This window comes from Pigmentiphaga litoralis (genome assembly GCF_014651835.1).
GTDB classification, from domain to species: domain Bacteria; phylum Pseudomonadota; class Gammaproteobacteria; order Burkholderiales; family Burkholderiaceae_B; genus Pigmentiphaga; species Pigmentiphaga litoralis.
In genome coordinates this window covers 2702120-2714146 of sequence record NZ_BMXQ01000001.1, presented here as the reverse complement: position 1 = coordinate 2714146, position 12027 = coordinate 2702120, and the positions used below count along the sequence as shown (strand labels likewise).

The following is a 12027-nucleotide window of genomic DNA, read 5'->3' as shown; positions in this document are numbered from 1 at the left end:
TGCAACCTTGATCTGACATCAATAACGATATTCAGCGTTCTGCCGGCGCCTACCTTGACCGCCAGACCGGCCCCATCGCTTCAGGAGAACTTTCGTGCCCCGCTATACCCCCCCGCTGCGTGACCAGACCTTCGTGCTGCATGAACTGCTGAATGTCATGGACACGTACCAGGCCATGCCGGCGCATGCCTCGCTGGATGCCGATACGATCAACCAGGTGGTCGAGGCGTCCGGAACCTTCTGCGCCGAGGTGCTGTTTCCCCTGAACCAGTCCGGCGACCAGGAAGGCTGCCACTTTGACCCGGCCACGCACGCGGTCACCACGCCCAAGGGCTTCAAGGCGGCCTGGGACAGTTTCTGCGCGGCCGGATGGCCCTCTTTGCATGCCGATCCGCAATTCGGCGGGCAGGGGCTCCCGGCCTTGCTGCAGAACGTGTTTTTCGAAATGCAGTATTCGACCAACCAGGCCTGGGCCATGTACCCGGGGCTGACCAGCGGCGCCTATGAATGCCTGCACGCGCACGGCACGCCGGAACAGAAGCAGCTGTACCTGCCCAAGCTGGTGTCGGGCGAGTGGACCGGCACCATGTGCCTGACCGAAGCGCACTGCGGCACCGACCTGGGCCTGATCCGCACGCGCGCCGTGCCCAAGGACGACGGCACCTATGCACTGACCGGCAGCAAGATCTTCATTTCGTCGGGCGAACACGACCTGTCCAAGAACATCGTGCACCTGGTGCTGGCCAAGCTGCCCGGCGCGCCGGAAGGCACCAAGGGCATCTCCCTGTTCCTGGTGCCCAAGTTCGTGCCCGATGCCAATGGCGACGCGGGCGAGCGCAACGGTATCTTTTGTACCGGCATCGAACACAAGATGGGCATCCATGCCAACAGCACATGCCAGATCACCATGGAAGACGCCACCGGCTATCTGGTGGCCGAGCCCAACAAAGGCCTGAACGCCATGTTCGTGATGATGAACGGCGCGCGGCTGGGGGTGGGCATGCAGGGCCTGGGCCTGACCGAAGTGGCGTATCAGAACGCGGCCGCCTATGCCAAGGATCGCCGCCAGGGCCGCGCGTTGTCGGAATCGGCGCGCGCCGATCAATCGGCGGACCCCATCATCGTGCACCCCGACGTGCGCAAGATGCTGCTGACGGCCCGCGCCTATGCCGAAGGGGGCCGCGCCTTCGGCTATTGGGTCGCGCTGGAGTACGACAAGTCCTTGCACCACCCCGACGAGTCGGTGCGCAAGACGTCGAGCGCGCTGGTCGGGCTGATGACGCCGATCGTCAAGGCCTTCATGACCGACAACGGCTTCCAGTGCGCATCGACCTGCCTGCAGGTATTTGGCGGCCATGGCTATATCCGCGAATGGGGCATGGAGCAGTACGTGCGCGATGCCCGCATCAATATGATCTACGAGGGCACCAACACGATCCAGGCGCTGGACCTGCTGGGCCGCAAGGTGCTGCGCGATAACGGCGCGACGCTGCGGGCTTTTGGCGAGCAAGTGCGCGCCTTCGTGGAGGAACATGGCGCGGACGAAGCCATGAATGAATTCATTACGCCGCTGGCCGACCTGGGCGACAAGCTGACCAAGCTCACCATGGAAATCGGCATGAAGGCCATGCAGAATCCCGATGAGGTGGGCGCGGCGGCCGTGGACTACCTGCGGGTGGTGGGCCACCTGGTCTATGCGTATTTCTGGGCGCGCATGGCCAGGATCGCGCTCGACAAGGAAAGCACCGGCGATCCGTTCTATCGCGCCAAGCTGGCCACGGCGCGCTTCTACTTTGCGCGGCTGCTGCCCGAAACGGCCACCCACATCCGTGCCGCGCGGTCGGGCGCCGCGGTGCTGACCGCCCTCGACGCCGACCTGTTTTAATGTCTATCGCCTACCTTGCCTGCGATGCGTCCAGGCAGGTCTCGACCATGCGAGCCGGCTGCGGCCGGTGCACTCTTTGCCAGGAAAATCATGCCGAATTTCATTGTTCGTAAAGTCGCCGTGCTGGGCGCCGGGGTCATGGGCGCGCAGATCGCCGCGCATTGCGTGAACGCCAATGTGCCCGTCGTGCTGTTCGACCTGCCCGCGCGCGAAGGTCCCAAGAACGGGATTGCGCTCAAGGCCATCGAAAACCTGAAGAAGCTGAGCCCCGCGCCGTTGGGCAGTCCCGACCTGGCGGCACTGATCGTGCCGGCCAACTACGAAGAGCATCTGGACAAGTTGCGCGAGTGCGACCTGGTGATCGAAGCGATTGCCGAACGCATGGACTGGAAGCACGACCTGTACAAGAAGGTGGCCGGCGCCATTGCGCCCGACGCCATCTTTGCGACCAACACGTCGGGCCTGTCGATCACCGAGCTGGCCAAGGGCATAGGCGAAGGCCTGCAGTCGCGTTTTTGCGGCGTGCACTTCTTCAACCCGCCGCGCTACATGCACCTGGCCGAACTGATTCCCACGGCCAAGACGGATCCCGCGATCCTGGACCGCCTGGAAACCTTCCTGACCACCACCCTGGGCAAGGGCGTGGTGCGGGCCAAGGACACGCCCAACTTCGTGGGCAACCGGGTGGGCGTGTTCGGGATCCTGTCGGCCATGATCGAAGCCGAACGCTTCAGCATTCCGTTCGACGTGGTGGACGACCTGACCGGCGCCAAGCTGGGCCGCGCCAAGTCGGGCACCTTCCGCACCGGCGACGTGGTCGGCCTGGATACCCTGGGCCATGTCATCAAGACCATGGAAGACCAGTTGCCCAACGATCCGTTCGCGCCGCTGTATGGCACGCCGGCGGTATTGAAGGGGCTGATCGAGAAGGGCGCCCTCGGCCAGAAGACCGGGGCCGGTTTCTTCAAGAAAGAAGGCAAGGCGATCTTGCGCCTTGATCCGGCCACGGGCACCTATGTGCCGGCCGATGCGAAGGCCGACGACCTGGTCGTGCGCATCCTGAAAAAGAAGGATGCGGGCGAGCGCCTGCAACTGCTGCGCGAATCGACCCACCCGCAGGCCCAGTTCGTATGGGCGATCCTGCGCGACACCTTCCAATACATTGCCGTGCACCTGGCCGAGATTGCCGAAACCGCACGCGATGTCGACTTCGCCATGCGCTGGGGCTTTGGCCAGACGCAGGGCCCGTTCGAACTCTGGCAGTCCGCAGGCTGGCTCAAGGTCGCCCAGTGGGTGCAGGACGACATCCGCGAAGGCAAGGCGCTGTCCGACACGCCACTGCCAGATTGGGTCACCAGTGGCCCCGTGGCGGAGCGGGGCGGGGTGCACACGCATCAGGGTTCATGGAATCCGGCCACGCAGAATTTCGAGGCCCGCTCGACCCTGCCGGTCTATACCCGCCAGGTATTCCGCGCACCCTTGTTCGGTGATGGCGTCGACGTGGCCACCACCGGCACCACCGTGTTCGAAGACGAATCGATTCGCCTCTGGACGCTGCCGAATCCGGGCCTGAACGAAGTGCTGATCGCCAGCTTCAAGACCAAGATGCACGCGATCGGCCCGGGCGTGAGTGCGGGCCTGCTCAAGGCGGTGGACCTGGCAGAAGCCGACTACCGCGGCCTGGTGATCTGGAACGACGGCGAACCGTTTTCGGCTGGCGCCGACCTTCAGGCCATGCTGCCGCTGTTCATGAGCGGCGGCGTGCAGGCCATTGAACCCGAAGAAGAACGCCTGCAGCAGGTCATGCTGCGCTTGCGCTATGCGCAGGTGCCGACCGTGGCCGCGATCTCGGGCATGGCACTGGGCGGTGGATGCGAAATGGCCGTGCATTGCGCGCGCCGGGTCGCGCATCTGGAAAGCTATATTGGCCTGGTGGAAGTGGGTGTGGGCCTGGTGCCCGGCGCCGGCGGCCTGACCTACGGCGCACGCCGCGCGGCCGAGGAACATGCCCTGGCGCCTGATGCGCCGCTGCTGCACTTCCTGAAGAAATACCTGATGCAGGCCGCGACGGCGCAGGTGTCGAAGTCCGCCATTGAAGCGCGCGCGATGGGCTATTTGCGCGACAGCGACCCCATCGTGTTCAACGTGCAGGAAGTGCTGTTTGTCGCGATCAAGCAGGCGATGGCGCTGCACGATGGCGGTTATCGCCCGCCGCTGCCCGTGCCGTTCGAAGTGGCCGGCCGCGACGGCGTTGCGACCATTCTGTCGCAGCTGGTGAACATGCGCGACGGCGGCTTCATTTCGGCCCACGACTACCACCTGGGCAAGACGATTGCCGAGATCCTGTGCGGCGGCGACATCGCGCCCGGATCGCGCGTCGACGAACAGTGGCTGATGAAGCATGAACGGCAGGCCTTCATGTCGCTGCTGAACCATCCCAAAACACAGGAACGCGTCATGGGCATGATGCAGACCGGCAAGCCCGTGCGCAACTGAGGAACCCGACATGACACGACAATTCCAGGAAGCCTATATCGTTGCCGCCTCGCGCACGCCGATTGGCAAAGCGCCCAAGGGCGTGCTGCGCCATGTGCGTCCGGACGATCTGCTGGTGCACGCGATCCGCGCCGCGCTGGCGCAAGTGCCCGGGCTGGACCCGGCGCGCATCCAGGACGCCATCGTCGGCTGCGCGATGCCCGAAGGTCCGCAAGGCCTGAACGTGGCGCGGATCGGCGTGCTGCTGGCGGGCCTGCCCGACACGGTGGGCGGCATGACCGTGAACCGCTTCTGCGCATCGGGCCTGTCGGCCATTGTGGCCGCCGCCGACCGCATCCGCAGCGGCGAGGCCGATGTGATGATCGCGGGGGGTGTCGAATCCATGAGCCAGGTGCCCATGATGGGCAACACGCCGTCGGTCAACCCGCGCGTGTTCGAAGGCAACGACAACATCGGCATTGCCTACGGCATGGGGCTGACCGCTGAAAAGGTCGCCGCCCAGTGGAAGGTGTCGCGCGACGACCAGGACGCGTTTGCGCTGGCATCCCACACCAAGGCATTGGCCGCGCAGCAGGCCGGCGAGTTCGCCGACGAAATCGCGCCGATCGAGATCATCGATCGCACGCCCGACCTGGCGACCGGCGAGGTGCGCGTGGTCAAGCACACGCTGAGCCTGGACGAAGGCCCGCGGGCCGACACCAGCCTGGAAGCGCTGGCCAAGCTGCGCCCGGTCTTTGCCGCCAAGGGCAGCGTGACGGCGGGCAACAGTTCGCAGATGTCCGACGGCGCGGGCGCGTTGCTGATCGTGTCCGAAAAGATCCTGAAGGAATATTCGCTGACACCGCTGGCTCGATTCGTGGCCGCGTCGGTGCGCGGCGTGCCCCCGGAAATCATGGGCATCGGTCCGAAAGAAGCCGTGCCTGCGGCCCTGCGCGCCGCCGGCCTGTCGCTCGATGACATGGGCTGGATCGAACTGAACGAAGCCTTTGCCGCGCAATCGCTGGCGGTGATTCGCGACCTGGGCCTGGATCCGTCCAAGGTGAACCCGATGGGCGGCGCGATTGCCCTGGGCCACCCCTTGGGCGCGACCGGGGCCATCCGCGCGGCCACGGTCGTGCATGCGCTGCGTCGCCATAACCTGGACTACGGCATGCTGACCATGTGCGTGGGCACGGGCATGGGCGCCGCCGGGATCTTCCAGCGGGTCTGAGGCAAGATCCCCGAGCCGGATGCTTGTGGCCGGCTTGGCCAACCAGGAGACGCTGTGGGTATCACGGTAGCGAAGGTGGATGGCGTCGCGCGGATCGGCTTTGCGCGACCCGAAAAAAAGAATGCACTGACGGGCGACATGTACGCCCGTCTGGCGCATGCCGTGATGGATGCGGACGCCGACAACGCCATTGCAGCGCTGCTGCTGCATGGCGATCGCCAGGCATTCACGGCCGGGAATGACCTGGAAGATTTCCTGGCCAATCCGCCCGGCCCCGATGCGCCCGTGTTCGATTTCATGCAGGCCCTGTCCACGGCCCGCAAGCCGGTCGTTGCATCCGTCAACGGCATGGCGGTCGGCATCGGCACGACGATGCTGCTGCATTGCGACCTGGTCTATCTGGCCGAGGATGCGCTGCTGGTGATGCCTTTCGTGAAGCTCGGACTGTGTCCGGAATTCGCGGCGAGCCGCCTGGTGCCTGCGCGTATCGGGCATGCGCGCGCGGCCGAAGCGCTGCTGCTGTCGGAACCGATCCGCGCGGCCGATGCCGTGGCGATGGGCCTGGCGACCCGCGTCTTGCCGCCCGATGAAGTCTTTGCCTTTGCCTGTGCGCAGGCAGCAAGGTTAGCGGGGTTGCCGCCCACCGCGGTGCGCGAAACCAAGCGCCTGATGAGGCAAGGTGATGCGGCGGGTGTGGCGCGTCAGATCCAGGACGAGGCGACCGTGTTTGCGGACCTGCTTCACAGTGACGACGCCAGGGCCGCGTTCAAGGCGTTTTTGGGCAGGCCCCGCGGCGGCTGATAGTGCAGGCAGCTGCCGAAGCATGGCAGCGCACGCGGCCGCACCCATTCACCAACCCGTCATAAACGCTAGGATTTGTTAGAGCGGCTTGGGAAGTTTTCCGGCCGGGAGTATCCTCTAGCCTCCATGCCCGACATACGACCTACACCGGCTGGCACGCCTGCCGGCCCGGATGGCCGCGCCGCAACTGCCGCGCCGTCGTCCCACGCCGCCCCGATCGAAAACCCCCGCGAACTGCTGCTCGCCGTCATGGGCGTGTGCGCCGTCGTGATCCTGGTCGCGCTCGACGCCACCATCGTCGGCACCGTCTTGCCCCAGGTCGCCACCGAACTCGGCGGCATGGCCTTGTACGCATGGGTCGGCACCGGATATCTGCTGTCCTCGGTCATCATGATCCCGATCTTCGGGCGCCTGGGCGACCTCTACGGACGCAAGACCTTCATTCTTGTATCGATCGGCATCGTCGCGCTGGGGTCCATTCTGTGCGGCATCTCGCAGACCATGCCGCAGCTGATCGCCGCGCGATCGCTGCAGGGGGTGGGCGGCGGCATGATGATCGCCACGGCATTCGCCGCCCCGGCCGACCTGTTCCCCGATGCGCTGCGGCGCGTCAAATGGCAGGCATTGATCTCGACCGCCTTTGCCGTGGCCAGCGGCGTCGGCCCGCTGATCGGCGGCGCCGTTACCGAGGCCATCAACTGGCGCGCGGCCTTCTTCGTGACCCCGTTGATGGCCATCGTGGCCTTTGCCCTGTTGTGGGTCTATTTCCCCCGATTGACGCCTGTGCACACCTCGCGCCCGCGCATCGACTGGCTGGGCGGGGCCTTGCTCGCCGTGGCGGTTGGTGCGCCCATGGCGGCGCTGGAGCTCGGGTTCGGGGAAGTGTCGCGGCCTTTGCTGGCAGGCGCGCTCGCCCTGGTTGGCGCGATTGCCATCGCCGTGCTGATTCCCTACGAAGCCCGGGTGACGTCGCCCATGCTGCCGCTGCAGGTGCTCAAGACCCGTGAGTCGCGCCTGCTGAATCTGGTCGGCCTGATGATGGGGGCGGTCATGTTCACGCTGATGTATTACGGGCCCTTGCTGCTGCAGGTCGAGGTCGGCATGACGCCGTCGCAGGCGGGCGGGATCCTGGCACCGCTGGTGGCCTGCATCCCGATCGGCAGCGTGATCAACGGGCGCCTTTTCCCGCGTCAGTCGCAGCCGCAGCGGCTCATGATGCTCGGCGCCATCGTGCTCGCGGTCGGATGCTTCGGCATCATGACGCTCGAGCGCGGCAGCGCCACGTGGTTCGCGGTGGTGGCCTTTTCGATCAGCGGTCTGGGACTCGGCTTCATCGTGCCGAACCTGACCCTGTTCATGCAGATGATTGCCGATCGCCGCGATGTAGGGGTGGCGTCGGCCCTGATCCAGACCACCCGTACGCTGGGCAGTGCCATCGGTACGGCGGCCGTCGGCATCATCATTGCACGCACGTCGGTGCTGACCGGCGTCAAGATCGGCATGGTGATGGCCGTGCTGTTCTGCATCGCGACAGTGGTGCTGTCCAGCCAGATCCGGATGAAAAACGCCCGCGCGTAGGCGGGCGAGGGTCCCGGGCTTGCCGGCCGGTCAGTGTATGAAGGTGTGGTACGCAATGATCGCCATGATCACGCCGGGCACCACCAGCCAGGACACCCTGGACAGCATCTCGGAGCGGTGCGCCGCGACCACCGGATCGGGTTCGACTGGCACTTTCATCACCTTCGCCTGCTCGTCGCGCTCAAACGTCTTGTCGGCGCATACCGAGAACAGCGAAAAGAAGTTATCCGTCATTTTGCGGGCGATTTTTTCGGCCTGGTCGGGCCGCAGCTCGGCCAGCCGTCCACCCAGGTCCGCATGCGCCTTGTACGCAAAGCGGGTGCCTTCGCCTTCGGGTTCGAGCACCACGTCGGCATCGCCCTTGGCATACCCCGCCGGACCGCCTTCGCCTTCGAAATGCAGATGATACGAGTGCGGCGGCTTCATGTCGGTCAGTTTGAGGCGGCCCTTGAAGCGGGCGCTGACCGGCCCGACGTCGGCGCGCAGGCCGACCAGATACTCGTTGTCGGAGACGCGTTCCAGCGTCTCGCAACCGGTGATGCAGACCTTGAGGGTTTCAGGAGCGATGAGTTTGTTCCAGGTGCGCTGCTGCGACGCCGGAACGAAACGTGAGTTGGCCAATTCCATGATGTGTCTCCTTCTTGGGCCGGAAGCAGATCACCACCGGCCGCGATGGGATGTCGTTGTCATGGCCCGCCTGTGCCGGCGGGCTCCGGAAAATGGTTTTTCCTTGGGGTCAATTTGCCACTATTCCCCCAGGGTGTCCAGCGGGGGGACCTTGGGTGCCGTAACGTCTGGTAAGGGGCGCGGCTGGCGCGACTCGTCGGTGGCCACGTAGACCAGGGTGGCTTCCGTCACCTTGACGACCTCGGAATCGAGCCGGATCCGCTCGGCATAGACCTCGACCGCGACCGTGACCGAGGTACGGCCGGTGGCAATCACCTTGGCGTAGAAGCTGACCAGGTCACCCACGAACACGGGCTGCTTGAACACGAACGACGTGACCGCCACCGTGGCGACGCGGCCGTTGGCGCGGCTGACCGCCGGAAGCGATCCGGCAATGTCCACCTGCGCCATGATCCATCCGCCAAATACGTCGCCATGGAAGTTGGCGTCGGAACGCATCGGCACCATGCGCAGCACGGGCTGGGCGTCGGGCAGGCGGTCGGCGGCGGGGAGGGCGGAAGCGGTGGTCGAGTGGGTCACGATAGCGAGTCTTGGGTGCGTGCAGGGGCCTTCAGTGTAGTGGCTGCGCGCTCGCGGCGCCGCCCGGCTATCGCCTACAATCCGCCAACTCGCCAGGGAACAGCATGGAAGCCAAGTGGCTCGAAGACTTCGTCGCACTCGCCGACACGCGGTCCTTTTCGCGCGCAGCCGAACTGCGCCACATCACGCAGCCGGCGTTTTCCCGGCGCATCCAGGCGCTGGAAGCCTGGGTCGGCACCGATCTGGTCGACCGCGCCGTCTACCCGACGCGGCTCACCCCCGCCGGTGAGACCTTTCGCGCCGAAGCCATCGACATGCTGGCGCGGCTGGACGAAACGCGCGCCATGCTGCGCGGCATGCGTCCGGCGTCGCGCGAGATCATTGATTTTGCGGTGCCGCATACGCTGTCGCTCACGTTTTTTCCAAGCTGGCTGAGCCGCATCCAGGCCGGTGGCGCGGCGCCCGCGTTCAGTACGCGGCTACAGGCGCTGAACGTGCACGACGCTGCCATGAGCCTGGTGCAGGGTGGCAGCGACCTGGCCATGGTGTACTGGAATCCGCGCCTGCCGGTCCAGCTCGATCCGCGCCACTACGACATGCTGGTATTGGGCACCGAGAGCGTCTACCCCTACGCGCGCCGCACCGCCGACGGCCGCCCCGAATACGCCCTGGACGGCAAGAACGACCGGCCCACGCCCTACCTGGGCTACACGCCCAATGCCTATCTGGGGCGGATCGCCGAGCTGATTCTGTCCGAAGCCAGGCCGCGCCCGGCGCTGGAACAGCGCTACGAAACCGACATGGCGGAAGCCTTGAAAGTGATGGTGCTGGCAGGCCATGGTGTGGCCTTCCTGCCCGACAGCGCGGTCCGCAACGACGTGGCCGCGCAGCGCCTGGTCTGCGCCGGAGAAGCCTACACCCAGAGCATGGAAATCCGGCTGTACCGCGAGCATCCGGTGGGCGGGGGCGGCAAGCCGGTGGTCAACGCCCTGTGGGCCTACCTGAGTGCGCAACAGGCCGGCGACGTCTGACGCATTTGGATGAGTCGCCGCGCCTGCCTGCGGGGCGTTTGCCTTGCGATGCACAAACGGCATTGGCTCATGTTGGAATAGCATTGGCGCGCCGCGGGGGGCGGTCCCTATAGTGTGTGCATCGCCGGCGCACTGTGCGCGGGCCGCAGCCGATGGAACCGCAATGAGCAATGCAGGCCATATAGACGCCTTCCGGATCGAGCACGATCTTCTGGGCGAACGCGACATTCCCGCAGCCTCCTACTGGGGCATCCACACGCTCCGGGCCAAGGAAAACTTTCCGATTACTGGTACCACGATCGGCGCCCAGCCCGATCTGCTGCGCGCGCTGGCGTGCGTCAAACAAGCTGCCGCGCGGGCCAATCGCGACCTGGGGGTGATCGCCCCCGAACGCGCCGCCGTGATCGTGCAGGCCTGCGAAGAAATCATGAACGGCGCGCTGGGTGACCAGTTCGTCGTCGACGTGATCCAGGGTGGCGCCGGCACGTCCACCAACATGAATGCAAACGAAGTGATCGCCAATCGCGCGCTGGAACTGCTCGGCCACGAAAAGGGCCGCTACGAAGTCCTGCACCCGATCCAGGACGTGAACGCATCGCAAAGCACCAACGACGTCTACCCGACCGCCCTGCGCATCGCCACCTGCTTTGCCATCGAGCGCCTGCTGGCGGCCATGGCCGAACTGCGCCAGGCCTTCGAAGCCAAGGCGCATGAATTCGACGACGTGCTCAAGATGGGCCGCACGCAGCTGCAGGACGCCGTGCCCATGACGCTGGGCCAGGAATTCCTGACCTACGCGGTCATGCTGGGCGAAGACGAACTGCGCCTGAGCGAAGCCCGTGCGCTGATGGTCGAAGTCAACCTGGGCGCCACCGCGATCGGCACCGGCATCAACACCGATCCCGACTACAGCCCGCTGGCCGTCAAGTACCTGGCCGAAATCACCGGCCTGCCCCTGGTGCGTGCCGCCAACATGATCGAAGCCACGCAAGATACCGGCGCGTTCGTGCAGATGTCCGGCGTGTTGAAACGCATTGCGTGCAAGCTGTCCAAGACCTGCAACGACCTGCGCCTGCTGTCCTCGGGTCCGCAGTCGGGCCTGAACGAAATCAACCTGCCCGAACGCGCGGCAGGCAGTTCCATCATGCCGGGCAAGGTCAATCCCATCATTCCCGAGGTCGTGAACCAGATCGCATTCGAAGTGATCGGTAACGACATGACGGTGACGATGGCGTCCGAAGCCGGTCAATTGCAGCTGAACGCGTTCGAACCCATCATCGCGTGGAGCCTGGTCAAGAGCATCTCGCACCTTGAGGCGGGCTGCACCACCTTGGCGCGCAACTGCGTCTCGGGCATCACCGCCAACCGCGAAAAACTGCTCGACGCAGTCAAGCGGTCGGCCGGTCTGGCCACCGCGTTCAACCCGGTGATCGGGTACGAAGCGGCCACCCGCGTCGCCCGCGAAGCCATCCGGTCGGGGCGTTCGGTGTCGGAACTCGTGCTGGAACTGGGCTTGATGGACGAGGCCACGCTGGCGCAGTTGCTGCGTCCGGAAGTCCTGACCAAACCCTATCGCTACGTGCGTCCGGTCGTCCCTGATGTGGTGCCGGTTGCACCAATCAACGATTCGTCCGAAGTGCCGCCACCTCCGCCTGAAGAAGTCGCGCACTGACATCGGGCCGGGCGCACTAAGGGCGGGCGCAAGCCTGCGATAGCACGAGGTTTTTCCGGTGGGAATCCGGGTTCGACGAAGTGTCGCAACACGGCGAATTTCGCACGAAAACAGCAGCGGAAGCGGCAACAATTCCGTGGCTGTTTTC

At 65.4% G+C, this 12027-nt stretch carries 9 protein-coding genes; 7 read left to right on the top strand and 2 right to left on the bottom strand.

From position 1 onward, the window contains the following. The first annotated feature begins 94 nt into the window (after nucleotides 1–94). From IE116_RS12290 to IE116_RS12270, 5 genes are all read left to right on the top strand, one after another. The gene (locus tag IE116_RS12290; protein ID WP_189612804.1) at nucleotides 95–1885 is read left to right on the top strand and encodes an acyl-CoA dehydrogenase C-terminal domain-containing protein; all 1791 of its coding nucleotides are present in this window, start codon (nucleotides 95–97) and stop codon (nucleotides 1883–1885) included. A 90-nt stretch (nucleotides 1886–1975) separates the two neighbouring features. Continuing rightward, nucleotides 1976–4381 (top strand): 3-hydroxyacyl-CoA dehydrogenase/enoyl-CoA hydratase family protein, encoded by a 2406-nt coding sequence (locus tag IE116_RS12285; protein ID WP_189612802.1) that lies wholly within the window; start codon nucleotides 1976–1978, stop codon nucleotides 4379–4381. Between the two features lie 10 nt (nucleotides 4382–4391). Next, nucleotides 4392–5591 carry an acetyl-CoA C-acyltransferase gene (locus IE116_RS12280; RefSeq protein WP_189612800.1) on the top strand — a complete coding sequence of 400 codons (1200 nt, stop codon included), beginning with the start codon at nucleotides 4392–4394 and terminating at the stop codon, nucleotides 5589–5591. A gap of 54 nt (nucleotides 5592–5645) precedes the next feature. Then, the gene (locus IE116_RS12275) at nucleotides 5646–6392 is read left to right on the top strand and encodes an enoyl-CoA hydratase (RefSeq protein ID WP_189612798.1); all 747 of its coding nucleotides are present in this window, start codon (nucleotides 5646–5648) and stop codon (nucleotides 6390–6392) included. A 126-nt stretch (nucleotides 6393–6518) separates the two neighbouring features. Continuing rightward, on the top strand, nucleotides 6519–7970 hold the full coding sequence (locus IE116_RS12270; RefSeq protein WP_189612795.1) for an MFS transporter: 1452 nt from the start codon (nucleotides 6519–6521) through the stop codon (nucleotides 7968–7970). A gap of 30 nt (nucleotides 7971–8000) precedes the next feature. Here the strand turns inward: IE116_RS12270 and IE116_RS12265 are convergent, their stop codons facing one another. Both IE116_RS12265 and IE116_RS12260 read right to left on the bottom strand, forming a co-directional pair. Then, nucleotides 8001–8597 (bottom strand): SRPBCC family protein, encoded by a 597-nt coding sequence (locus tag IE116_RS12265; RefSeq protein ID WP_189612793.1) that lies wholly within the window; start codon nucleotides 8595–8597, stop codon nucleotides 8001–8003. Between the two features lie 120 nt (nucleotides 8598–8717). Further along, nucleotides 8718–9176: an acyl-CoA thioesterase gene (locus IE116_RS12260; protein ID WP_373302993.1), complete on the bottom strand. Its 459-nt coding sequence runs from the start codon at nucleotides 9174–9176 to the stop codon at nucleotides 8718–8720. 104 nt (nucleotides 9177–9280) lie between these two features. Between IE116_RS12260 and IE116_RS12255 the strand changes: the two genes are divergently transcribed. Both IE116_RS12255 and aspA read left to right on the top strand, forming a co-directional pair. After that, nucleotides 9281–10207: a LysR family transcriptional regulator gene (locus tag IE116_RS12255; RefSeq protein WP_189612791.1), complete on the top strand. Its 927-nt coding sequence runs from the start codon at nucleotides 9281–9283 to the stop codon at nucleotides 10205–10207. 163 nt (nucleotides 10208–10370) lie between these two features. Next, nucleotides 10371–11879 (top strand): aspartate ammonia-lyase, encoded by a 1509-nt coding sequence (gene aspA / locus IE116_RS12250; protein WP_189612789.1) that lies wholly within the window; start codon nucleotides 10371–10373, stop codon nucleotides 11877–11879. Nucleotides 11880–12027 lie beyond the last annotated feature (148 nt).

What these genes read in the sequence shown, in the direction of transcription:
- IE116_RS12270 (WP_189612795.1), top strand. Translation starts at nt 6,519, where the DNA reads ATGCCCGACATACGACCTACACCGGCTGGCACGCCTGCCGGCCCGGAT.
- aspA (WP_189612789.1), top strand. Translation starts at nt 10,371, where the DNA reads ATGAGCAATGCAGGCCATATAGACGCCTTCCGGATCGAGCACGATCTT.
- IE116_RS12285 (WP_189612802.1), top strand. Translation starts at nt 1,976, where the DNA reads ATGCCGAATTTCATTGTTCGTAAAGTCGCCGTGCTGGGCGCCGGGGTC.
- IE116_RS12265 (WP_189612793.1), bottom strand. Translation starts at nt 8,597, where the DNA reads ATGGAATTGGCCAACTCACGTTTCGTTCCGGCGTCGCAGCAGCGCACC.
- IE116_RS12280 (WP_189612800.1), top strand. Translation starts at nt 4,392, where the DNA reads ATGACACGACAATTCCAGGAAGCCTATATCGTTGCCGCCTCGCGCACG.
- IE116_RS12255 (WP_189612791.1), top strand. Translation starts at nt 9,281, where the DNA reads ATGGAAGCCAAGTGGCTCGAAGACTTCGTCGCACTCGCCGACACGCGG.